The sequence below is a fragment of the Streptomyces sp. BK239 genome, assembly GCF_004217285.1.
Lineage (GTDB): Bacteria > Actinomycetota > Actinomycetes > Streptomycetales > Streptomycetaceae > Streptomyces.
In genome coordinates this window covers 463,301-487,191 of the sequence record NZ_SHKS01000004.1, presented here as the reverse complement: position 1 = coordinate 487,191, position 23,891 = coordinate 463,301, and the positions used below count along the sequence as shown (strand labels likewise).

Genomic DNA, 23,891 nt, shown 5'->3' with positions numbered 1-23,891 from the left:
CGTGTCCCTCACCCCCGCCCCTGCCCTCTCCGGCCCCGGCGACGACACCGAGAGCGGGACCGGTACGCCCGCCGAGGCACTCGCAACCCTGACCGGCACGCCCGCCGAGGCGCTCGCCGCCCTCACCGGGCCGGACGCCCCCTATCTGATCGGCGTGCGGCACCACGCGCCCTCGCTGGCCGCCGCCGTGCCCGCGCTGCTCGACGCGGCGGAGCCGGACGTGCTGCTCGTCGAACTGCCCGCGGAGATGCAGGAGTGGCTGCCGTGGCTCGGACACGAGGAGACGGTGGCCCCGGTCGCGCTCGCCGCGGCTCCCGGGGGCGGGCGGGGCGGTGAGGGGCCGGCGTTCTATCCGTTCGCCGACTTCTCGCCCGAGCTGGCCGCCGTGCGGTGGGCCGCCCGGCGCGGGACGCCGGTGGTCGCCTGCGATCTGCCGCTCGCCGACCGGGCGTGGCAGGAGAGCGGGCGGCATTCCGCGTCCGAGGCCTGGAGGCCGGGGCTCGCCGGGGCGTTGCGGGCCCGGTTGACGGGACGGCCGGGCGACGATCTGTGGGACCGGCTGGTCGAGGCGACCGCCCCCGGCTCGCCGCCCGAGGCGCTGCGCCGGGCGGCCCTGCTCACCGGGTGGGCGCTGCGCGCGGACGCGGTCGCGCAGGGCGGGGTGCCCGGGGTGGACCTGCGGCGCGAGCGGTGGATGCGGGCCCGGCTGGCCGAGGCGACGGCGGGCGGGCAGCGGGCCGCCGCCGTGGTCGGGGCCTTCCACGCCCCCGCGCTGGCGAGCCCTGTCCCGGGGGACGCGGCACCGCAGGTGCTGGACGCGACGAGCGGTTCCACGTGGACCACGTCGCTCATCCCGTACGCCTACGCCCTGCTCGACGAGCGGTCCGGTTATCCGGCGGGCATCCGGGACCCGGAGTGGCAGGACATGGTGCTGCGCGCGGCCGGCGATCCGGCGGCGCTGGAGGAGGCGTTGACACGGGCGGCCGTGCGGGTGTGCGCGGAGCTGCGCGCCCTCGGGCACCCGTCGGGCCCCGCCGACGCCCGCGAGATCGTCCGCCTCGCCTCCGACCTCGCCCGGCTGAGGCGGCTGCCCGCCGCCGGCCGGGGAGAGTTGGTCGAAGCGGTGCAGACGGTCCTCGCACAGGGTGAGCCGTACGGGCGGGGCCGGGCGGTGGCGCGGGCGATGGAGCAGGTGCTCGTCGGCAGCCGTACCGGGCGGCCCGCGCCGGACGCGCCCCGCAGCGGACTCGCCCCGGCGGTCGAGGACGAGGTGGCGGCGCTCGGGCTGCCCGGGCCGGCACAGGGCGGTGAGAGTCGGGCTCGTGATCTGCGCCTGGACCCGCTGCGCTCCGACCTGGACCGCCGCCGCGAGCTGCTGCTGCGCCGGCTGACGGTGTGCGGGGTGCCGTACGGGGAGGCCAGGGAGGTCGTCGGCGCGGGCGGAGCCGAGGCGCTCACCTCGCGCTGGGAGGTGCGCTGGACGCCCGCCACGGCCGCGATGCTGACCGCCGCCGGCATGCGCGGCGTGACCCCGGCGCAGGCCGCCGAGGGCGTGCTGCGTGAGCGGCGGCGCGCCGAGCGGGACGAGGGCGGACCGACGGCCGCGCAGGTGTTGGCGGGACTGGCGGGCGCGGCGGAGTGCGGCCTGGGCGCGCTCACGGACGAACGCCTCGACGACGTCACCGAAGTCCTGCCGCCGGCCGGCACTCTGCCCGAACTCCTCGCCGGGCTGGCCCTGTTGGACCGACTGCGAGCCGGCCACTTCGCGGGGCTCGATCCTGCGGAGCGCACGGACCGGGTGACCGACGCGGCCGAGTTGCTCACCGCGGCCGCGGTCCGGCAGGTGGACGGACTGACGGGGTCCGAGGACCGCGCCGACGCCCATGCCCTGCTCGATCTGGCCCAGCGGGCCGACCGGTCGGGCGGCATCCGTCTCACCGATGCGCTCGGCCGGCTGGCCGCCGACGGCTCGCCGCTGATGCGCGGGGCGGCCGGCGCCGTACGGGTCCTGCTCGGCCACGAGGACGCCCGGGACTTCGGTGAGCGCGTCGCCTCGTGGGTCGACGGGGCCGTCGACCCTGACACGCGGTCCGCGCTGACCGCGCGCCTCACGGGGCTGCTGACCGTCGCGGGCCCGCTGCTGGAGGCGGCCGTGCCCGCGCTGGAGCCGCTGCTCGACCGGGTGTCGGAGCTGGCGGACCGGGAGTTCCTCGAGCGGCTTCCCGCTCTGCGGGGCGGGTTCGACGCGCTGAGCCCTGCCGCCCGCGACCGCCTCCTCACCGCCGTCGAGGAACGTCTCGGCGGCACACGCGTGACCGACACTGAGGGCGTCGACCCGATCGCGCTGGCCGCCTGGACCCGGTCGGACCTCACGGCCCGCGAGGCGCTGCGCGCGCTGGGACTGCTGCCCGCCGGGGGCGTTGGGGCCGGGGGCAGGACGGGAGCGTCGGACACACCCCGTGCGAGGACCACCCAGGCCGACGGGAACCAGGCGAACGCGGCGGCCTCGGCCGCGGCTGACACCGGGGCGGCCGTCGGAGCCGGGGGTGACGCAGGAGGCGGGGTCGACGCCGGAGCCGGGGGTGACGCAGGAGGCGGGGTCGACGCCGGAGCCGGGCTTGACGTCGGAGCCGGGGTCGACGTCGGGGCGGGCACCGGTGCGGCATCCGGCCGCCGGGGCGGCACCGAGGACGTCTCCCCCCTCGCCGTTCCTCCGGAGGAGGAGCGGCTCCTCGCCCCCGCCGATCGCTGGCGGCTCGTCCTCGGTCGGCGTGGGGACGCGTTGCCGCCCGCTGCCGTCTCGTTGGCGACCGCCCTCGACGAGTTGTACGGCAGCGGGCGTGGCGAGGGCAGCCGGGGCGAGCCGTCCGGCCCTGGCGGGCGCGGAGGCCGGGAGGCGCCGTATCCCGGCGTGCGGGAGTGGTCGCAGGAGCTGGCCGCGTTGTTCGGCCCCGGCATCCGGGAGGAGGTGCTGGCGGCGGCCGCCGCGTCGGGCCGCAGGGACGTGCTCGCCGAACTGGACGCCGACAGCGTGCGCCCCTCGGTGGACCTGCTGCGGACGGTGCTGCGGCACGCGGGCGGACTGCCCGAGGCCCGGCTGGCGGCGCTGCGTCCGCTCGTGCGGCGACTGGTCGACGCGCTGACGCGTGAGCTGGCCACCCGTCTGCGGCCCGCCCTGCACGGCACGGCCCTGCCGCGCCCCAGCCGGCGCCCGGGCGGCGGCCTGGACCTGCCCCGCACCCTGCGGGCGAATCTGGTGAACGCGCGCCGGGGCCCCGACGGAAGGGTGCACGTCGTTCCCGAGCGTCCGGTCTTCCGCACCCGCGCCAAGCGGGCCGCGGACTGGCGGCTGATCCTGGTGACGGACGTGTCGGGGTCCATGGAGGCGTCCACGGTGTGGGCGGCGCTGACCGCCTCCGTGCTGGCCGGGGTGCCCACACTGTCGACGCACTTCCTGGCCTTCTCCACCGAGGTCATCGACCTCACCGGGCACATCGACGATCCGCTGTCGCTGCTCCTCGAGGTCAGCGTGGGCGGCGGCACGCACATCGCGGCGGGGCTGCGGCACGCGCGTGAACTGGTCGCCGTCCCCTCGCGCACCCTCGTCGTGGTCGTCAGCGACTTCGAGGAGGGCTATCCGTTGGGCGGACTGCTGGCCGAGGTCCGTGCTCTGGTCGGCGCGGGCTGCCACGTCCTGGGCTGCGCAAGCCTCGACGACACGGGCCGGCCCCGCTACTCGACGGGCGTCGCGGGCCGGCTCGTCGCCGCGGGCATGCCGGTCGCCGCTCTCAGTCCGCTCGAACTCGCCCGCTGGGTAGGGGAGAAGATCACATGAACCCGGGCCTGCCTCCCGTCGACCCGTCCGTCACCGCAGAGCTCGTCGGGGCGCTGTCGCCGCGGCTGCGCAAGCGGCTGGACGCCGGCGTCGCCAAGCTCGCGGCGCGTCCGGTGGTCCGCGAGGGTGACATCGTACGGATCGCCGTCGACGACGACACCGAACTCGTCCTGCACACGGCGGGCGGGGCGGTGAACCGCGCGGACGCCATCCGCTGCGGGTGCCTGCTCGCCCCGGACTGCCTGCACCGCGCGGCGGCGGCCTCCGCCGCACCGGTGGCGGTCGACGACGAGGCTGCGGCACCCCTGAACGGCCCCACCGCAGCCGCGGCCCCGGCCGACGAGCACACGAACGCGCCGCGAGGCGATGCCGAACCGCCGCGCAGCGAGGCGGGGCCGCAGCGGACACGGGGCGCGGCACCGGCCCCCGACACCACCACGCCCGCTCAACTCAACGCCGCCCGCGCGGTGTTCGAGGCGACGGCCGCCGTCCTGGAAGCAGGGACGGACGGCGCCGGGGCCGTTCTCCAGGCGGAGTTGCTGCGCGCCGCGCACTCCGCACGGCTCGCCGGACTCCCCCGGGCCTCGGCCTCGGCGGTCGCCGTGGTCACCGGGGTGCGCGCGGCCCGCTCCGCCGACCCCGCGTACCGGCTCGCGGACCTGGCGGACACCGTGTGTGACGCCCTGGCCGTCGCCCACCGGCTGCCGGCGGCCACCGGGTCAGACCTGACAGGGCTGCGCGGCGCCGCACGTCAGCCGTACCGTCCGGACGGCTCGCTCCGTCTGTACGGGCTGTTCTCGGAGGCCGTCCTCACGGCGACAGGGTATGCGGGTGCGGTCACCTGGACCGCCGACGGAGACGGCCGCCTCTACACGGTGTCCGATGTGGCGCCGGGCGGTCCCGGCCGGGCGATCGGCGCCGCCGACCGCGCTGTACGGATCGGCGACACCGCCCTGACCCCCCGTGAGCTGTCCCGCGCCGGACTCGCGGTGTCCGGTGCGACCGTCTCGCCCACGGGCCGGCTCGGCGCCGGGGCGGGGGTGCGGGCGGTCCGCGCGTCCGGTGCGTCCTGGCACGAGGGGCCGACGGCCCGGCTGTGGGCGGTTCCCGTCGCCCAGCAGGTCGGCCGGGCCCTCGCGGGCGGGCCCGACGCGCACGGCCTGCTGTTCCTCGACGTGACCCTGGCGGGCACGGTCCGGGAAGCGGCAGGCGAGTGTCTGCTGGTCGACTGCGAGGGGCTGACGCTCCGGTTGGCGGCGGCCCACGACGATCCGGCCCTCCCCCACCGCGACAACCTGCGTCTGCTCGCCGCCGCGCGGGGCGCCCGGTTGCGGATCGTCGCCCGGCTGACGCCCGGCCCGCTGCCGCGCGCCCTGCTGCTCGCCGTCGAGCACCCCGCCGACCGCGCCGCCCGGGTGGACGTGGGCCTGGACCGCCTCCAGCACGCCGACCTGCCTGTGCCGGAAGGCGCCGTCCCCGCGCCCCTGCCCGTCCCCGCAGCGGACGAGGCGCCGCTGCACCTCCTGCGCCGCCGGGTGCACCGGACGGTCTCCGGCGGACGTCGTGTCCTGGCCCTCCCCGGCGGCGGCGCGGGCGGCGACGGCGGCCGGCTGCGCCGCCTGGGTCTCGCCACGGCGGGCGACTGCCTCGACGAGCTGCACGCGGCCGCCGCCGACCGTTCCCGCGACGCGTTCGGCCGCCTGCTCCCCTCGGACACGGACCGCTTCGCCCGCGCCTGGCTGGCCTCCGCCGTCTACCTGCGGGAGGTGGAACGGGCGCTGTGCGCGGGCGCCTGGAACGCGTCCGGCGAGACGCGTTCCTCCACCCTGGCCGTCTAGGTCACGATCTGACCTACACGACTCCTACTGTGGTGCTTGTCCACGGAACAGCACCGCCGACGAGCCGGAGATCACGATGAACGCGAACCAGCCCCTCGCCCCCGACACCGCAGGTCAGGGCACCGCGGCCCCGACCGTCGCCGGCGAGCGCGCCGACCTGCTGGCGGCCCTGGCCCACCACCGGAACTTCCTCCGTCTCACCACCCGCGACCTCGGCGACGAGGAGGCCGGGCGGCGCACCACCGTCAGCGAGCTGTGTCTGGGCGGGCTCATCAAGCACGTCGCCTCGGTCGAGCGGAAGTGGGTGGACTTCATCCTGGAAGGCCCGTCGGCGATGGGCGACTTCGACCAGATGACCGAGGCCGACTGGGCCAGGCGTGCCGACGAGTTCCGGATGCTGCCCGGCGAAACGCTGGACGGGGTGCTCAAGGAGTACGCCGAGGTGGCCCGCCGCACGGACGAGCTCGTCGCCACGCTGCCCGACCTGAGCGTGTCCCATCCGCTGCCGGTCGCCCCGTGGTTCGAGCCCGGCGCCCGGTGGTCGGCCCTTCGGGTGCTGCTGCACATCATCGGCGAGACCTCCCAGCACGCCGGCCACGCCGACATCATCCGTGAGGCCCTGGACGGCTCGAAGAGCATGGGCTGAGCAACCGGACAGCCGACAACCGGGCTTGGGCGCCCGGACGTTAATCGAGTGACAGGTCACGCGGCCGGGCACTACGCTCGCCCGCGATGACCACTCACTCCGACACCAGATCGGGGGTCCCGTCCGCGCAAGGTGAGCGCTGATGCTCACTTCGACCGCGGACGGGGATCCCCGCCTTTCGTTCTGGCTGCGCGTGCGCGAGTTCGCCGTGCCGCCCTCCATGATCGAGACCGCCACCGCCCGGCGCCACGCCGGGGACTGGGCGGGCGCGTGCGCCGCAGCCGGCGTCGACGTCGATCTCCGGCTCCGCGCCGTGGCGCGCACCCACGGCCGGGAACTCGCCGCCCGGCTACGGGCCGACCTGCGGCACCTGGCGCCGGACCTGCTGCGCTGGCACATGCCGAGGATCGCTCCCGACGGCCTGCTGCGCCCCGGCCTGACCCTCACACTGGCGCGCTACGACGTCGACGACGACGGCACGGGCCACGGCAGGTCCCGCCCGCTGCACCTCGTGGCGCGTACGCCGCCGGCCTGGGCGGACGCCGGTCAGCGGATCAGCCTCGCCCTGTGGGACGGGACCGGCCGCACGGCCGGCGTCGGCCGCCACCCGCACCCCCGTCCGCACCGGCGCCACCGCCTCGACCTGCACCGTCACCTGTGGGACGCGCGCAGGACGGACGAGCTGAGGGCACGGTCGGGGGCGGACCGGCCGGAGATCGGCCCCGGTGAACCACGGCTCGAGTTCCTCGATGCGCTCCCTGGCCCGCCCGGTACCCCTGAGCTCGCGCCTCACCCCGATCCGTGGCACGCCCCACCTCTCGCCGGTCTCCCGCAGGATCGTCGCCGGACTGTCCGCCGGTGGGCGGACGAGGCGCAGATCCTGTTGCGCGCGGAGGGCCGGACCGCCGGCGTCGGCGCGGTCGTCGTACGGTCCGGGGCTCGGCAGCGGCTGGTCCTGGAGCTGCTCGCGGGCGACGGCGGGCCTCCCGTCCCCCGGATCACCGCCGCATCCAAGGACGCCGTCGGCTCCGGGTTGCCGGTGCTGCCCGAGGCGGCGATCTGGGAGCTCCCCGATCTGGCGCTGCTGCGCGCCGGTGCGATCGAGGCGGACCGGCTGCACCCGCTGGTCGCCTCGGCGCTGGTGCCGGGCCACGCGCCGGCCGAGCCGCGCCCCTCGCCGGACCGTGCGGGCGCGCCACGGCTTGTGGAGTGCCGGGGAGCCACGCACCGGATCGGTCTCGTCGACGGGGCGCTGGCCCCGCTCGACCACGATCCGGACGAGCTCAGGCGGGAGGAGCTGCTGGTCGCGCTGACCGGCACTCCGCTCCCCTGTCTCCAGGCCGTCGACGAGGCGCACCGCCGCCCGGACTGCCTCACCGGCGTCCGCGAACGGCTCGACCACGGTGACATCGCCGGCGCGCTGGCCGTCGTGGAAGGTCTGCTCGGCCCGGACGCGGTGGTGCGCGGCGGCCCCTTGCGGGACGCACTGGAGGACGCCGCCCTGCGCCGGATCACCTACGGGCTGTACCGGGCTGGCCTCTCCGACCCCCAGCCGGCCCGCTACTGCCCCGAGGACCGCGGCAAGCACCGCCGGCGCGACACCCGTTCACGCCGCAGCCGTTCACAGCCGGACGGCCGCGCCTTCTACTGACTCGCGCCGGCTCGCCGGGTCAGACGACCGATCGCTCCAGCAACTCTTCCTTCTGATCCTTGTTCTGACGCTACGTCACTCATTGCCACCCCTCGCCGAGACACCGAAGGTGATCACCCATGCCCACACGCACCCCGTTCGCCATGGACTCCGTCCTCCTCTCCACGCCCGCCGAGGCGTCTCAACTCGACCTCGCCGACACGCTGTTGCGGCTGCTGCGCGACACCGGGACCGAACCGCGCCCCGACGACCAGCTGGAAGCCCTGACGCTCGCCGTGGCGGCCGATCTGCCCGTGCTCCTGTGGGGTGAACCGGGCATCGGCAAGACCGCCGCGCTCACCCAGCTCGCCTCGTCCCTGGATCTGCCGTTGACCACGGTGATCGCGAGTGTGCACGAGCCGTCCGACTTCTCGGGACTGCCCGTCATCGGGGACGATCCCGCGGAGCAGGGCGTCCCGATGGCCCCGCCGGACTGGGCCGTACGGCTCGTGCGGGCCGGGAAGGGGCTGCTGTTCCTGGACGAGCTGTCCACCGCGCCGCCCGCCGTCCAGGCCGCCCTGCTGCGGCTGGTGCTGGAACGCCGGATCGGCGCGCTGCGGCTGCCGCCCGGGGTGAGGATCGTGGCCGCCGCCAATCCCCGGTCGTCGGCTGCCGACGGATGGGAGCTGAGCGCGCCGCTGGCCAACCGGTTCGTGCATGTGCAGTGGGCCCACGACCCTGAGGTGGTGGTGCGCGGCCTCGGCGGGATCTGGCCCCGGGCGACCCTGCCACGGCTGGACCCCGGGAAGCTGGCGGACGCCGTGGACTTCGCGCGGCGCGCGGTGTGCGGGCTGCTGGCCACCCGTCCGACCCTGGTGCACCGGCTGCCCGGCAGCGAGACCCGGCGGGGCGGGGCCTGGCCGTCGCCCCGTAGCTGGGAGATGGCGATGACCCTGGTCGCCTTCGCGACCGCGGCGGGATCCTCCCGGGAGGTCCTGTCCCTGCTGGTGCGGGGCGCCGTGGGCGACGGTCCTGGGCTGGAGCTGCTGGCGAGCCTGGACCGGATGGACCTCCCCGACCCGGAGACGCTGCTCGCCGATCCGGCGGGCGCCGAGCTGCCCGAGCGGGGCGATCTGCGGCAGGCCGCCCTCGACGGCGTGGTGGACGCCGTGCGGCGGCGTCCGGACGAGCAGCGCTGGGACGCGGCGTGGGCGCTGCTCGTACGGGCGGTGGAGACGGGCGCCCCCGACCTCGTCGTCGTCCCGGCGACCACCCTGGCGTCCCTGCGCCAGGGGGACTGGAACGTGCCGGAGTCGATCGAGCGGCTCGCCGGTGTGGTGACCATGTCCCGGCGCGCGGACCAGGCGGCCACCCGCACGGCGACCCGCGCCGCCGCGGCCGCGAAGGCGGGACGGTGAACGCGGACACGCGCGGCGAACGCGAAGCCGGCACGGTGGACACGGCCGCACGGGAAGACGGCTGGACGCCGGGCCCACCCGGAACCCTGGACCTCGACAAGCTCTTCGCCGCCCGTCTGCACGCCGCCCGGGTGCGTCCCTACCTGGCGACGGCCCTGTTCGCGCTGCACACGGTGGAGTCCCGGCAGGTGCCCACGATGGCGGTCGACCGGCACTGGCGGTGCTACGTCTCGCCGGCGTTCGTGGACCGCACGCCCGTGGAGGAGCTGGCCGGGGTGTGGGTGCACGAGGTGTCGCACCTGCTGCGCGACCACCACGGGCGTGGTGACCGGGTCGCACGGCAGCGCGGGCTGACCGGACCGGGCGAGCGCCTGCGGATGAACATCGCCGCGGACTTCGAGATCAACGACGACGTGTTCGGCGACGGGCTGCTCCGGCCGGAGGGCGCCGCCCTGCCCGAGTTGCTGGGGCTGCCCGGCGGGCAGCTGATGGAGGACTACCTGCGCATGTTCCGGCTCGGGCCGCGCCTCAAGGACCTGGCGTGGCTGGACTGCGGCAGCGGCGCCGACGGGCGCGAACGGGCGTGGGAGCTGGGCCCGTACGGGGCGCACGGCCTGAGCGAGCAGCAGCGGGACGCGGTGCGCTTCCGAGTGGCGCAGGGCATCACCGGGCGTCCCGGTTCCGCGCCGCGGGGGTGGCGGCGGTGGGCCGAGGAGGCGTTCCATCCGCCGCAGCCGTGGCGGGAGTTGCTGGGCGCGGCCGTCCGCTCGGCGGCGTCCGCTCCGGGCGCGGGCGAGGACTACTCCTACGGGCGGCCCGCGCGCCGCTCCTGCGCCCTGCCCGGTGTGGTGTTGCCGAGCCTGCGGCGGCGTCCGCCCCGGGTGTCCGTGATCATCGACACCTCGGGGTCGGTCAGCGACTCCGAGCTGGGCAGCGCGCTTGTGGAGGTCGCGGCGATCTCCCGTGCCGTGGGCGGCCGTCGTGACCTGGTCTCCGTCCTGTCGTGCGACGCCTCGGCCCAGGTCGTGCACCCGTTGTGCAAGGGCGAGGGGATCCCGCTGATGGGCGGCGGGGGGACGGACCTGCGCTCGGGGTTCGCGAGGGCGCTGCGGGCGCAGGCGCGCCCGGACGTCATCGTGGTCCTGACCGACGGCCAGACGCCCTGGCCGAGCGCACAGCCGCCGTGCCGGACGGTGGTGGGCCTGTTCCCCCGGCCGCTGTCGGCCGGCTCCTGGGACGAGGACGACCCGGACTACGTCCCGGACGGGCCGCCCGCGTGGGCACGGGTGGTGGAGATCGGCGGTTGACGGGAGCCGGCCCAGGGCCCTGGTGGACGGGGAGGGGGGCGGCTGGGACATCCTGGGGGCTGACGACGTCCACGGTGCGCTGCGCGCCGTTGCGGAAGGAGCGTCTTGACCAGCGTCGACGTACACCAGCATCTGTGGGGCGCCGCCTTCCTGGCAGCGCTGCGGGCCCGTGACGAGCCGCCGTTCCTCGACGGCTGGACCCTGCACCTCGCCGGGGAGGCCCCCTACCGGGTCTCCCCCGCCGACCACGACGTGACCCGGCGCGCCGAGCTGGCCGCCGGCGACGGGCTGGGCCGTGCGCTGGTGTCGCTGTCCTGCCCGCTCGGCGTCGAGTGGCTGCCCGCGGACCGGGCGCGGCCGCTCCTGGACGCCTACCACGAGGACGCGGCCGCGTTGCCGGAACCGTTCGGGGCGTGGGCCGCCGCGTGTGTCAGGGACGTCGACGCGGGGGCGACGGCCACCGTCCTCGACCAGGGTTTCGCCGGTCTCCAGCTTCCGGCGAACGCCCTTGCCGACGCGGCGGGTTACGCGCGCTGCGCCCCGCTCCTCGACCTGCTCGAGGAGCGGGGCCTCCCGCTGTTCGTGCACCCGGGGCCGGCGGCGGGCGGGCCGGAGGGGCCGCCTTGGTGGCCCGCGATGGTCCCCTACGTCCAGCAGATGCACGCGGCCTGGTTCGCCTTCCGCGCCTTCGGCCGGCCCCGGCATCCGCGGCTGCGGGTCTGCTTCGCCCTGCTGGCAGGGCTGGCCCCGCTGCACGGCGAGCGCTTCGCGGCCCGGGGTGACGGCAGCCTCGTCGACGCGGACCCGGACGTGTACGTCGAGACGTCGTCGTACGGTCCGGCGGGCGTCGACGCGGTCGTCCGCGCGCTCGGCGTGGACGCCGTCGTCCAGGGCTCGGACCGGCCGTACGCGAGCCCGCCCCGCCATCCCGGCTTCGGCCTGGGCGGCGCGGCGGCGTACGCGTTCCGCGTCGCCAATCCGCGCCGCCTGCTCACGGGCGAGATGTGACAGATCGCCAGAACACCGAAGTGCCGCCCCGTCAGCGGCCCGTGCGGATCAGGCCTGTCAGGTAGCGCCACAGGGAGGAGCGCTGCCTGGCCGACGGGTCCGCGCTCATCGTCCCGGTGGGCTCCGCCGCCGACTCGGCGTCGGAGTCCGCGCCGGACGCCGCATCCCGCGCCGGCGGCGCCACAGGCTGCGGGGCGAGCTCGTACCGCACGGGGAGCGAGCGCAGGCCCCGCATGAACGGCGAGGAGCGCCAGGGCAGTTGATCTGCGGGGAGCGCCAAGTCCAGGTGGGAGAACCGCTCGAAGAGACGGCCCACTCCGACCGCCGCGACCGTCGAGGCGAGTTCGCGTGCCGGGCACTGGCGCTGGCCCGCTCCCCAGGACAGGTGCGCCCGGGTGCTGACCATGGTGCTCGCGGCCATGCCGTCGGCGAAGAGCGGGTCGGCGTGCGCGGCGGCGGAGGACACCCACACCGGATCGCCCGCGCGGATCGTGTAGTTGCCGAGCGGGGTGTCCTTCGCAGCGAAGCGCGGCACGAAGTTGACCAGGGGCGGCTTGCGCATGACCACCCGGTTCATGGACTCCCTGACCATCCCGGCGGAGAGGCTGGCCCGCACTCCGCCCTCGCCCGAGACGACCTCGACGACCGTGTTGGAGATGAGGATGCCGACGTGGTCGGAGGTCATGCCCAGCAGCATGAACAGCTCGCGGGCGAGTGCGTCCAGGGACAGCTCGGGGTGGGCGGCGAGCAGATAGGAGGGGAAGTCGTCCCCGGGCTTCTCCAGCTTGGCGGCGGCCAGTTCGGTCAGCGTGGCCAGCAGCCGCTCCAGGGCGGGTTCGGCGTCCGGGCCGGCGTCCAGCACCCGCCACATGTCCATCAGGGCGTCGTCGCCCTGCGAACCGGGGAAGCCGAGCAGGTGACTGGCCACCATCAGCGGCAGGGGGCGGGAGAACTGGGCGGACAGGTCCGCGAGGCCTGTGCCGCCGGCCTGCCCGACGAGGGTGATCAGATCGTCGGCGTAGGCGGTGACAGCCGCCTTCAGCCGCTTCGCCTGGGCGTGGCGCGGGTCCTGGAAGGGCTTGAGGGCCGCGTCCCAGGCCGTGCGCAGCGGCCGGTAGCCGGGGCCGCCCTGGATCAGGATGTGGTTGACCTCGAGGGACGGTCCCAGCGGCCAGTCGGCCGGCACCTCGCCCTGTGTGCGGGCCCGCCAGTTCTCCAGCCCCTTGGGCCAGGCGTCGTCGTCCTGGAGAACCTGGAGTGCCTCGCGGTAGCCGATGACCAGCCAGGCGGGCACCCCGAGCAGATCGACCGGCGCGACCGGACCGTGCCGCCGCCTCAGCCGCTCGTACACGAGCGAGGGGCGGGTCTCGTAGTCCCGGGTCAGCAAGGGCGCAGGGCTCAACTCCTCCAACCGCGCCTGACCGAGGTCCACGGACCCGCCGTCGCCCACCCCTGATGCCATCGTGTCGTCGCCCTCCCGCACGCCCCGTACCGACACACGTTCGGTCGGTAGCTGAAATCGGTGGGGACACTACCCCAGGTGGGCCGGGAAGTTCAGCGCAGGGCTCCCCCGGCGTCACCAGCGATGAGACCGCGGCCGGAGAAGGCGAGACACCGGCTCCCGCCGTCCGCCCCGGCTGACGGCAGGTCAAGCGCTGCTCATAGCAGGCGTTTCCCCGGTGTGTGCCGCGTCACACACCGAGAGGCCGTCTGAGTTGTGTGCATCACAGCGGAAATGTCCTTTTACGGTCCATGCTCAAGGACAGAGGGCGACTCCCCAAGTGGAGTTCGCCGGCGACCCCTTGGGCGCGCGACCCCGAAGTGACCCATCGCACAGCACTCGTGACCTCCCCACCGGTTCCCCTGGAAAGGTGCCCCACCATGGCCGCTTATCTCTGTCCTCCCGCCGTGATACACGGCGAGCACGCCGTGCGGACCAGCCAGATCGTCGCGGAGGTGCGCGACCGCCATCCGCACGCGGCCTGGGAGCCGCGCATCGACGGCATCGCCGCGAGCACCGGCATCGAGACGCGCGGCTGGATGCTGCCGCTGGAGACCGCCGTCGCACCGGGCGAGGGCGGCGCCCTGCGGACCGCGGACATCGGGCCGGCCCAAGAGGCCCTGGCGAACGACGGGTTCAGCCGGCAGGACGTGGACCGCGTGATCGCCGCGCTGGAGGCGGTGCCCGCGCCGCAGACCGTCCAGGAGCGCACCGCGCCGGCCTGGGAGGCCGTGCGGTCCTACGGCGAGCGTGCGGCGCGCGGGGCCCTGCAGATCGCCGGGCTGGACCCAGCGGACGTCGACTGCCTGATCACCAGTCACTCCACCACTCCCGCTCTGCCCGGACTGGACATCGCCCTGGCCAACAGGCTCGGCCTCCGCGACGACGTGATGCTGCTGCCGGCCACGCAGTGGGCCTGCATCGCGGGCACCCGCTCCCTGGCGCTCGCCGCCGAGCTCGTGGCCGCGGACCCCGACCGGGTGGTCCTGGTAGTCATCTCCGAGGCGCTGAGCACGACCTACCAGCCCGCGGACGACACCCTGGAGTCCCTCATCGTCCGGCTGCTGTTCGCGGACACCGCGGTCGCCACGGTGGTCACGGGCCGCACCAGACGCGAGTCGGTGCTGCGGCTGGACGCCGCCTGGCACCACACCCTGCCCGGCACCCAGGACCTGCACCGCCTGGAGACGCGGGCGGACGGCACCCACTTCGTGATGGACCGGCGGGGACCGCGCGCCGTGCAGGAGACGGTCACCGCGATGTGGGAGTGGCTGCGCCTCCGGTACCAGGACGACCCCGGCTCATGGCACCCCGACGTGCTGCTCGCCCACCCCGGCGGGACCCGGGTGCTGGAATACATGGAGCAGACCATGCCGGACGCCTGGCCGTCGGGACTGCTGGACCACAGCCGGGACAGCTACACGAGCGGCAACCGCGGAGGCGCCGCCGTGTTCGACATCATGCGGCGGGCGCACGACGCCGGGCAGAAGCCGGGCAGCCGCGCCGTCCTCTACGCGGCGGCGCCTGGCCTCACCGCCACCGCCCTGGAAGGCGAGTGGCTGTAGATCCGCCCGCAGTCGCCCGCGGCGGAACCACCGCTGAGGCCGGGCGTCCGGCCGTCGCCGCCCCGTCCGGTGGCACCCGCCACGCCGGCCGCGGTCTCGCCCCGCGGTCGCGTCACCGCGCGACTTCCGCCCAGACCACCTTGCCGGTGTCCGTCCACCGCACCCCCCACCGGGTGGTGAGCCGGTGCACGACGTGCAGACCGCGGCCGCCGTCGTCCAGGAGGCCGCCCCGGCCCAGGTTCGGCCTGCCGTTGCCCGTGTCGCCCACCTCGCACAGCAGGCCGTGACCGGCCCTGATCAGCCGTACCGTGACGGGACCGGCGGCGAACCGGACCGCGTTGGTGACCAGTTCGCTGACCAGGAGCAGCACGTCGTCCCGGGTACCGGCTCTGGTGCGCCAGGTCCGCAGCAGCGCGGAGACATGCGCGCGGGCACGTGCGGGGGCGTCGTCGCGGGCGGGCAGCCGCCAGGTCGCGGTGTCCCCCTTGCGGTAGCCGATCATCCGCGCGAGCAGCAGGGTCACGTCGTCGCGCTGCCTCACGGGCGCCAGCGAGGAGACGACGTGCCGTGCGGCCTGCTGGAGGGAGTCCCATGGGTGCACCCCGGACACGGTGTCCGTGAGCCTCGCGATGCCCTCGTCGATCGACAGGGCACGGTCCTCCACGAGACCGTCGGTGAAGAGGGCGAGCAGGGAGCCCGGAGGTGCGCCGAAAGTGTGCACGTCGAACGGCTCGCGGAGCGCGAACTCGGCGCCCAGGCCGGGGTGGGGGCGGACCGGGAGCGGGCCCGCCTGCCCGTCCGGGGTGATCAGGACCGGGGGGAGGTGGCCGGCGCTGGACACCACGACCTGGTGGCTGACCGGGTCGTAGAGGGCGATGCAGCAGGTCGAGCCGAGGGCGCTGTAGCCGGCCGTCAGCCCGGACTCGGTGTCGTCCAGCAGCGTCACGGTCTCGTCCAGGTGCTCCAGCACCTCGTCGGGCGCGAGCCCCGCGGACAGCAGGGCGCGGGCCTCCATGCTCAGCTGGCCCATGGTCGCCGCGGCTCCCAGGCCGTGCCCGACGACGTCGCCGACGACCAGCGCGGTACGTCCGTCCGGCAGCGGGAAGCTGTTCACCCAGTCGCCGCCGACTCCCGCGCTGTCGGGGGTGGCGGGCTGGTAGACGCTGGCGATCTCGATGGTGTCGCCGCCGCTCCGGGGCAGGAGCCGGCGCTGCAGGGCGAGCACCTGCGTGTGCTCACGCTGGTGCTGACGGGCGAGGTCGACGTGATGGGCGGTCCTGGCGACCAGTTCCTGAAGGTCGAACAGCTCGCTGTCGTGGAAGGGCGCGTCCGCCCGCCGCCAGATCTCCGCCACGCCCAGGACGACGGGCGGCTCGCTGTCCAGGACCAGCGGCACGCACGCCAGGGCCGCCGACCGCTCGCCGGGCACCAGGGCACGCACGACGCGTGGACTGCCGAGGACCCGCTCGACCGCATCCCGGTCGGGGATGACGATGGTCTGCGGGGCGTCGTCCCGCCGTATCGCCTGCGCCAGCAGCCGGCTCGCGTCGCCGGGCAGGTCGTCGCCCGGCGTCACATAGCCCTCGGGCCACGCACGGTCCGGCACCAGCGCCGCCCGCCGCAGCCGGATGCGCCCCTGCCGCTGCCCGGTGACGCCCTCGCCCGTCCACACGGTGAAGTCGAGGTCGACGGCGGCCACGTCGCCCCAGGCCAGCAGGGACTGCGCCAGCGACTGCGCGGTCTCGCCGATGTCCAGCGAGGTGCCGATCGCGGTCTCGGCGGCGTACAGGTGCAGCCGCCGGGCCATGGCGATCAGTGAGACGGTCAGGCCCTCGTGCGGCGGCGCGGCGGGCAGGATGCTCATCGAGACCACCAGCTCCGACCCGTCGCCGCGCCGCAGACGCTGGATCCGGGCGACGTGCGCCTCCCCCGTCTCCAGGACCTGCCGCAGCCGCCGGGTGACCGTCGGCACGTCCCCGGGCGGCAGGAGATCGACGAAGGGACTCCCGGCCACGACCTCCAGCCCCGCGAAGACGGGGGCCTCCAGGTTGCAGCGGGTGATCCTCAGATCCCTGTCCATGTTGACCGCGCCGAGGATCTGGTCCTGCCGGCCGCCCGACGGACCGTCGGACACACGGCGGCAGTTCGTCCGGTCGCCCTGCGCGCCGGCGGGGCCGACCGCCGCTGCCGCCCCGCCGCGCGGGATGTAGCGCCCCAGGGCGCTGCTGACCAGGTCGAACACCGAAGAGGACGAGGGAGAGGGTGTGGAGTCCATACGGCTCTCTCAGGCATTCCCCGGCGGGGGCAGCGCCGGGGCCGTACTCAGGTCCGTGCGACGGGCCCCGAGATCCCTGACCGCACACCTCATTGAATAACACCTGAGGTCGCTACGCCCACACCAGCACGGTCGGCGCGGAGCCTCCCGCGCCGGGAGGCCGCACTGTCAGCGGTCGAGGCGGGCGGTGAGGAGGTTGGGGTCCGCACCGGTGAGGTAGGCGGCGCTGGGGACGTAGACCCTGTCTGCGTGGACCGCGACGGAGGTGGGGGTCCGCAGGCCGTCGGCCGCGGTGAGGACGGCGGTGTGGGTGCCGTCGGGGCGGACGAGGTCGACCTCGTCGTCGTCGCGGGCGGCGAGCAGGGTGTCGCCGCGGCCGGTGAAGGAGAAGCCGTCGATCGACGGCATGCCGGTCGCCCGGACCTGGATCGCGCCGGCCGTGCCGTGCGCGGTGACCGGGATGCGCAGGACGGTGCCCTTGTCGAGGTTGGTGACCCAGAGCGCCCCGCCATGGAGCTTCAGCCCGTTCGCGCCGGCGAAGGTGCTGGGTTTGAGGGCGTCGCCCTCGGCCCAGACGGCTGCCCTGCCGCCGCTCGCCGGGAGCCGGTGGACGACGCCGTGCACGGAGTCGGTGACGTAGACGCGGTGGGTGCGCTCGTCGAGGGCGAGGCCGTTGGGCAGACCGTCGGCGGGGAGGGCGGCGATGCGGTGCGGGCGGCCTCCGGGACGTACGGCCCAGACGCCGGTGAGGTCGGCGGTGCCGGTGGCGTAGGTGACGTAGAGGGTGCCGTCGTGGGCGCGGGCGATCCCGCCGACGAACGCCTTGCCCAGGTTGGGGGTCTGGGCGTGCGCGGGCGCCGGCAGGGTGGCCAGGACGTGCGTCCGGCCGTCCGGGCCGACCCGGACCATCTGCCGGGCGAAAGAGAACGTCAGGTAGGCGGATCCGTCACGGCCAACGGTGATGTTCTCGGGCTGCTGCCCGCCGGCCAGGTCGAAGTGGGCGGTGACGCGGGGGCGGGACAGGGGCTCGGTGGCCGCGGTGGCGGTCGCGGTCGCGGCTGTGCCCAGCAGGGCTAGCGCGGTGGCCAGGACGGTGAGGGAGGAGCGGGCGTGCATGGGCGTCTCCTGGATCGGGGGTGGGGGATGCCCCGCCGTCGGGGGTGTCGGTCGGCGACAGGGGTCGACGTGCTGGATACAGGGGCCGGGCTCGGGGGGCCGAGGGTCGAGGGGGGAGGCCGAGGCTCGGTGGGAGCCCGAGGCTCCGGGGGGAGGTCGAGGCTCAGAGGGGTCGAGGCTCAGAGGGGTCGAGGCTCAGAGGGCTGCGGGGAAGAGGGAGCGGTTGGCGATGTCGATGATGAACGGGCCGACGAGCGACGGGTAGCGCTCCACGATCGCCTTCTTGTAGGCCTCGCCGTCGTCGCCGAGCAGTTCGCGGGCGTCGGCCAGGTAGCGGCGGACGTCCGCGTAGATCTCAGGGCCGGTGGGCAGACCGTGGCCGGCGAGGATCGTGTCGTAGCCGGACCGGGCGGCCAGCACGTCGAGGGCCCGCTCCCAGCCGATGATGTCGTTGTTCCCGAGGTAGAGGTGGACGTCGTTGTAGACGAGGTCCTGGGCGACCAGGACGCCCTGGTCGGGCAGGCTGACGAGGAGCTCGTCGGCGGCCTCGCCACCGGAGACGGCCTCGAAGACGAAGGGGACACCGTCGATGATCTCGGTGACCGGGGTGAGGGCCACGGTCGGCGTGAAGTCGGCGAGGGGGATGACCTGACCGGTGGGCAGCCGGCTGTCGCCGCGCGCGATGATCTGCTCGCGCACCTGGGGCAGGGCGTGCACGGGGAGGCCGAAGCGGGCGGCGCCGTTGTAGTGGTCGGGGTGGGCATGGGTGACGATCAGCCGGTCCAGCGGCTTGCCCAGAGTCTTCGCGTAGGCGACGACCTCGTCGGCGTAGGCGGGCAGGAGCTGGGCGTCGACCGCCACGATCCGCGCCGGGGTCTCGATGAGCTGGGTGGTGGTGTGGAAGGTGTCGGCCGGCGACATGTAGCTGTGGATGCGGACCGCGCCCTTGTCGAGGACCGTGACCGTGCCGTTCATGGGGTGCTCCCTGTGGTGGAGGGCGGCCCTTCGCCGCTCGACGCCCTCCACTCTCGCCGGTGAACCCGCAGGCAGGCGAGATACGCTGAAGACAGGCCATGGTGAATCGAGGACATACGAACAGCGGAGAGCGTGATGCTTCCCCCGAACTCCGAGGACGGGACCGCTTCACCGGAGGAGGGCCCGATCCTGCGGCTCGACTTCAATCCGCCCGAGGAGCACGTCCCCGGCTTCGAGATCATCGACCTGGCGACCCTGCACGAGCGGCGCCGCCGCCGGCGCAGACGGCCCGACCTGGTGCACCGGGTCGACTTCCACACCCTCACTCTCATCACCGAGGGCGAGGGAGAGCACGCGGTCGACTTCGTGACCTATCCCTGCCGCCCGGGGACGCTGACCTGGGTCCGCCCGGGCCAGGTGCAGAGTTTCACCCGGCCGGGCACCGCGAACGGCACGCACCTGCTGTTCACCCCGGCCTTCCCACCCCACGGCAGCAGCGCCGACCGGCTGGTCAACGAGTGGTACGGCCCCTTCCACTGGCAGTTGGGCGCGCGCCCCGAGTACGCCGTACTGACCACGCTGCTGGACCAGTTGCGGGCGGAGTACGCCCGGCCGCGGCAGACCGTGTCGGCGGAGATCCTCCAACTCCTGCTGGCCACCGTACTGTTGCAGGTCGACCGGCTGCCCCACCCCGACGGCGGTGGCGACCCGCACGCCGGCGGCGAGGTGTACGCCCGTTTCCGCGCCGAGTTGGAACACTCCTACGCCACCACCCGCCGCGCCGCCGACTACGCCCACCGCCTCGGATACACCGTGAAGACACTCACCCGTGCCTGCGCGGCGGCCACCGGACAGCCCGTCAAACACGTCATCGACGGCCGCGTCGCCCTGGAGGCCCAACGGCTGCTCGCGCACACGGACGAACCCGTGGCGGCCGTCGCCCGCCGCCTCGGCTTCCCCGAACCCACCAATTTCGGCAAGTTCTTCGCCCGCCACACCGGCGTCACCCCGGGCGCCTTCCGCCTGACCCACCAGGGCGGCGGCGCTCGCCCCCAGGCCGCGCCGAGGCGGTCTTCAGGGTGGTGAGTGAGCGTGGATCAGGGGCGTCGTGCGAGGAACACGAACTCCTTGCCGGGCCGGTCGGGCGCATCGCGGACCTCCTGCACCGAGAAGCCGTGAGCGATGAGATCCGTCTCGACTTCCTCGCGCTCGCGAAAGCGCAGGGTCGAGTCCGACGTCAGCACCTGCCCGTCCGCTGCGAAGACGTAGGTCCAGCGGAAGGTCACCAACGGCCCGCTCACCTCGATCAGCCGGACCCAGCTCTCGACCGGACCGACGCCCGGAATCTCCGTCACCGTGCAGGAGTTCTCGCGGGTCCACTCCTCCCAGGCCCGTCCGGCCGGATCCCGGGTCTCGAAGACCAGGTGCCCGCCCGGCCGCAGCGCTTCGCGGGCTCCCCGCAGCGTCCCCCGCCAGACGTGCGGATCGACGATGGCCTGGGCGACGTTGGCCGTCATCGTCGCAAGGTCGACCCGCAGGGGCGGGAGGTCGGTCGCGTCACCGCAGATCCAGCGCACCCGCTCACCGCCCGGCTTGGCCCGGGCGACGTCGACGGATGCCCGGGCGGGGTCGACGCCGACGACCTCGATCCCGCGGTCGGCCAGGAGGAGGGCGAACACCCCTGTGCCGCAGCCGATGTCGAGGACCCGGCGCGCCCCTAAGTCCTCCGCCATCCGGAGGTAGGCGTCGAGGTCCCCGCGGTCGGGGTCCAGCGAATCGTAGATCGCGGCGAGCCGCGGATGCCCGAAGCAGTCGTCAGCCATGCGGTCTCTCAACTCCCAAGGTGTGGATGGGGCTTCATCCCTGCTTGCAGTCTCAAGACATGGCGTTCATGGGCACCTCGCACTGTCGTTTCCTCTGACCCGAGAGGCGCTGAGGGCGAGGCCGGACGGCGTCTCCCTCCTCGGCGTGCCTAGCGCATGAACCATCTTCCCACCGCTGTCCCTCACTTGCTGAGACAGTGACGGTCCGAGCGCACGCGCGGGCACGATCTCCATCCGTCATCCCTGCCGGCTGACGGGCGCCCGCGCCACCAGCGGCGCCGTGCCGGCCACCGCCTACCGGCCTCGGTGACCGGAGGCAGGTCCTCGCGCGGCAGGGATAGCCTGCGCGGATGCAGCGGACGGAGCGGTTTCAGCGGGCCGCCGGCGCGGTCGTCGGCTCAGCGGTGGGGGACGCCCTGGGCGCTCCCTTCGAGTTCGGTCCCCGAGGAGCGTTCACCGCGCGGTTCCCCACACCCGGCGTCGGTGGCGAGATGTGCGGAGGCGGCGGCTGGGACCCCGGCGAGGCGACCGACGACACGCAGATGGCCGTCCTGGTCGCGGAGTCGCTGCTGGAGCGGGACGGACTGGATCTGCCGGACATCTTCGCCCGCTTCCAGCGGTGGGCGGCGTCGGAACCCAAGGACATCGGCCTGCAGACCGAGGACGTCCTGACCAACGGCATGCCCTGGGACCTCGCCGCCGCGATCCATTTCCAGGTCAACCGACGAGCAGCGGGAAACGGCGCGTTGATGCGGGCGTCGACCTCCGCGGTCCACTTCGCGCCTGCCGGCCGGGAAGCCACCATGGACGCGGCCCGCCGCATCGCCGCTCTCACCCACGGCGACCGCGCGGCCTGGGAGGCCACCGCGATCTTCCACGAACTCGTCCGCGTCACCTTCGAGGACACCGACCCCCTCGCCGCGCTCCCCGACATCCTGGCGCTTGTCCGCCCCGACCACCGCGACCGCTACGCCACCGTCCTCGCACCCGACTGGCACCCCGACCAGGCGACCGAGTTCAACGGAGCCGTCTGGCCCTGCCTGGGCTCCGCCATCTGGGCCCTGCGCACCACGACCAGCTTCGAAGACGCGATACGCGCGGCGATCGACCTCGGCGGCGACACGGACACCGTCGCCGCGGTGACAGGCGGCCTCGCGGGCGCGTACTACGGCCTGAACGCAATCCCCACCCGCTGGACCCAGCCACTCCATGTCCCCCTACCAGGATCCGATGGCCGGGTGCTGCACCTGGCAGACCTACTCCACCTCACACACAGCCTCGGATGCTGAACCTGCGTGGCCGCGCTGCGCGTGGCGCTGGCGCTGATAGCGGCCCGCCGGGCGGTCGGCCCGCGCTGCGGTAAGCGGTCGTGGCCCTGCCCACCGCGACGGCGGCGGTGCTGCCCTTCGCCCTCGCCGGCCCCGCCAACTTCTACCGCAGCGTCATCGCCTTCCTTTATCGCCATGAGCGGCAGGGTAGTTGTTCGCACTCCCGCAAGAGCGGGATATTCCGGCTGGGGTTGTTCAGACAGCTCAGTGCGGGTTCGCCGAGGTTGTCCAGGAGCAGTTGGTCTTGAGCCAGTCCAGTGCGTCCTGGTCTGGCTGCCCGGAGCGCAGTCGGCGAGTGGGCCGGCGATGACCGCGCCGGGCTGGAGGACGGCCTGGTAGTCGGCCAGGACGGTGGGGTCCGAGATGTGCGTGTAGGTCGCGTATGACGCACGGTGCCGACCCTCGGACGCTGAGTGGTCGCCCCGTCCGTAGGCGTCGGCGGACGAGGCGGTACTCGTCAGTCGCCCCGAAGACCGACCGCCAGCGTCAGTTCGAGGACCCGGTGTGGCGATGCGAGATCCGGAAACAGTTCCCGCAGCTGCGACAGCCTGTACCGGACGGTCTGGGGGTGGACGAACAGCGCCGCCGCCACCTCGTCCCGTCTGCCCTGGTGCAGCAGCCACGCCCGCAGCGTCTCCTCCAGTCGCCGTGCGGTCGCGTCAGGCAAAGTCCGCAACGGTGCGAGGGCTCTCGCGCGCAGGTCCGCGAACGCGTCCACGTCGGCGCTCAGCACCAGCTCGGGCAAGTGTTCCTCGGTGTCGCGGATGTCGGAGGAGAGGGAGCGCGCGCGTACGGCTCGTGCGTACGAGGCGGAGGCACGGGTCCATGGGCGGGCCGGGCCGACCACGGCGTTGCGGTCGGCCAGTCGTCGCAGGAGATGTGGCCGGTCGGCGTCGGGGACGAGCAGCACACCGGTGGCGTCCGGCAGGTCGTCGAGGACGAGGGTGCTCGGGTCGATCGCGCGGTACGCAGGCCGGGCCTGGGCGGCGGGCAACAGGACCGCGGTCAGTGAGACCGGAGGCTGCCACCCGGCTCGTTGCGCGGAGGTCAGCAGCACGTCCGGGCTCGCGCCGGCGAGGAGGTCGCGGGCCAGGTGTTCCAGGTGGCGCTCGTGGTCCCTGCCCTGGGCGGCCAGTTCGTCGGCGTGGCCCGCGGCGCTCGCGGCGGAGAGCTCGTCGATGTAGGCGAACGTCAGCTCGGCGAACTTGGCGACCTCGGCGGCGGGCAGGCCCGCGGGTACGGCGCCCGCTGCCAGGCATCGCCATGCCACGCGGGCGCCGACGCGGTAGGCGCTGAGCAGGGCGTCCATCGAACGGCCGTCGCGCACCTCGCCGCGGCCCAGCTCGTAGGCCGCGTCACCGGCGTCGCCGCCGGTGGCGTTCCCGCTCGCGAGGTCCAGGTAGTGCCCGAGGGCGGTGCGGACGGCTCTGCGGATGGTGCCGCCCATGTGGCCCGAAAGGGCGTTGGCATAGGGAGGGACCTCGTCGATGATCGCTTGGACGACCTCGTCGGCGGTGGTCTTCAGCTCGGCCCGCAGTGCGGTGACCGTCGTCTCATCGAGAGCCAGTTCGCTGGCTCTCTGGATTGCATGGCTCACGTTTTTGTTCCCTGCGAACAATTCAGTCG

At 74.5% G+C, this 23,891-nt stretch carries 16 protein-coding genes; 10 read left to right on the top strand and 6 right to left on the bottom strand.

All coding sequences use genetic code 11. From position 1 onward, the window contains the following. The first annotated feature begins 1 nt into the window (after position 1). From EV567_RS15580 to EV567_RS15550, 7 genes are all read left to right on the top strand, one after another. On the top strand, positions 2–3,835 hold the full coding sequence (locus EV567_RS15580; RefSeq protein WP_130440331.1) for a DUF5682 family protein: 3,834 nt from the start codon (positions 2–4) through the stop codon (positions 3,833–3,835). Further along, positions 3,832–5,673, top strand: coding sequence for a hypothetical protein (locus EV567_RS15575; RefSeq protein ID WP_130440329.1), 1,842 nt, complete (start codon positions 3,832–3,834; stop codon positions 5,671–5,673). Before EV567_RS15580 ends, EV567_RS15575 begins: the two co-directional genes overlap by 4 nt. A 76-nt stretch (positions 5,674–5,749) precedes the next feature. Further along, the gene (locus EV567_RS15570; protein ID WP_130440327.1) at positions 5,750–6,319 is read left to right on the top strand and encodes a DinB family protein; all 570 of its coding nucleotides are present in this window, start codon (positions 5,750–5,752) and stop codon (positions 6,317–6,319) included. A 142-nt stretch (positions 6,320–6,461) separates the two neighbouring features. Then, positions 6,462–7,970 (top strand): hypothetical protein, encoded by a 1,509-nt coding sequence (locus EV567_RS15565; RefSeq protein WP_130440325.1) that lies wholly within the window; start codon positions 6,462–6,464, stop codon positions 7,968–7,970. Positions 7,971–8,089: 119 nt separating this feature from the next. Then, the gene (locus tag EV567_RS15560) at positions 8,090–9,367 is read left to right on the top strand and encodes a MoxR family ATPase (RefSeq protein ID WP_130440323.1); all 1,278 of its coding nucleotides are present in this window, start codon (positions 8,090–8,092) and stop codon (positions 9,365–9,367) included. Positions 9,368–9,402: 35 nt separating this feature from the next. Next, on the top strand, positions 9,403–10,674 hold the full coding sequence (locus EV567_RS15555) for a DUF2201 family putative metallopeptidase (protein WP_130440679.1): 1,272 nt from the start codon (positions 9,403–9,405) through the stop codon (positions 10,672–10,674). A 105-nt stretch (positions 10,675–10,779) separates the two neighbouring features. Further along, the gene (locus EV567_RS15550; protein ID WP_130440321.1) at positions 10,780–11,682 is read left to right on the top strand and encodes an amidohydrolase family protein; all 903 of its coding nucleotides are present in this window, start codon (positions 10,780–10,782) and stop codon (positions 11,680–11,682) included. Positions 11,683–11,713: 31 nt separating this feature from the next. Here the strand turns inward: EV567_RS15550 and EV567_RS15545 are convergent, their stop codons facing one another. After that, entirely contained in the window at positions 11,714–13,144 is a 1,431-nt protein-coding gene (locus EV567_RS15545; protein ID WP_130440319.1) for a cytochrome P450, read from the bottom strand. A gap of 419 nt (positions 13,145–13,563) precedes the next feature. Between EV567_RS15545 and EV567_RS15540 the strand changes: the two genes are divergently transcribed. Beyond that, entirely contained in the window at positions 13,564–14,748 is a 1,185-nt protein-coding gene (locus tag EV567_RS15540) for a type III polyketide synthase (protein ID WP_130440317.1), read from the top strand. A gap of 112 nt (positions 14,749–14,860) precedes the next feature. Here EV567_RS15540 and EV567_RS15535 read toward each other — a convergent pair whose 3' ends face one another. The 3 genes from EV567_RS15535 to EV567_RS15525 all read right to left on the bottom strand — a co-directional run bounded on the left by EV567_RS15535 (position 14,861) and on the right by EV567_RS15525 (position 19,114). Further along, the gene (locus tag EV567_RS15535; RefSeq protein ID WP_130440315.1) at positions 14,861–17,023 is read right to left on the bottom strand and encodes a SpoIIE family protein phosphatase; all 2,163 of its coding nucleotides are present in this window, start codon (positions 17,021–17,023) and stop codon (positions 14,861–14,863) included. Positions 17,024–17,191: 168 nt separating this feature from the next. Next, positions 17,192–18,139: an SMP-30/gluconolactonase/LRE family protein gene (locus EV567_RS15530; RefSeq protein ID WP_130440313.1), complete on the bottom strand. Its 948-nt coding sequence runs from the start codon at positions 18,137–18,139 to the stop codon at positions 17,192–17,194. A gap of 195 nt (positions 18,140–18,334) precedes the next feature. Next, positions 18,335–19,114, bottom strand: coding sequence for an MBL fold metallo-hydrolase (locus EV567_RS15525; protein ID WP_130440311.1), 780 nt, complete (start codon positions 19,112–19,114; stop codon positions 18,335–18,337). Between the two features lie 135 nt (positions 19,115–19,249). Between EV567_RS15525 and EV567_RS15520 the strand changes: the two genes are divergently transcribed. Then, a complete protein-coding gene (locus EV567_RS15520; protein WP_130440309.1) occupies positions 19,250–20,200 on the top strand; it encodes a helix-turn-helix transcriptional regulator in 951 nt (316 codons plus the stop codon). Between the two features lie 11 nt (positions 20,201–20,211). On the opposite strand, the gene EV567_RS15515 is transcribed toward EV567_RS15520, so the two are convergent. Then, positions 20,212–20,937 carry a bifunctional 2-polyprenyl-6-hydroxyphenol methylase/3-demethylubiquinol 3-O-methyltransferase UbiG gene (locus EV567_RS15515; protein WP_130440307.1) on the bottom strand — a complete coding sequence of 242 codons (726 nt, stop codon included), beginning with the start codon at positions 20,935–20,937 and terminating at the stop codon, positions 20,212–20,214. Between the two features lie 350 nt (positions 20,938–21,287). Between EV567_RS15515 and EV567_RS15510 the strand changes: the two genes are divergently transcribed. Continuing rightward, positions 21,288–22,226: an ADP-ribosylglycohydrolase family protein gene (locus EV567_RS15510; protein ID WP_130440305.1), complete on the top strand. Its 939-nt coding sequence runs from the start codon at positions 21,288–21,290 to the stop codon at positions 22,224–22,226. Positions 22,227–22,722: 496 nt separating this feature from the next. Here the strand turns inward: EV567_RS15510 and EV567_RS15505 are convergent, their stop codons facing one another. Then, positions 22,723–23,862: a CdaR family transcriptional regulator gene (locus tag EV567_RS15505; protein ID WP_130440303.1), complete on the bottom strand. Its 1,140-nt coding sequence runs from the start codon at positions 23,860–23,862 to the stop codon at positions 22,723–22,725. Positions 23,863–23,891 lie beyond the last annotated feature (29 nt).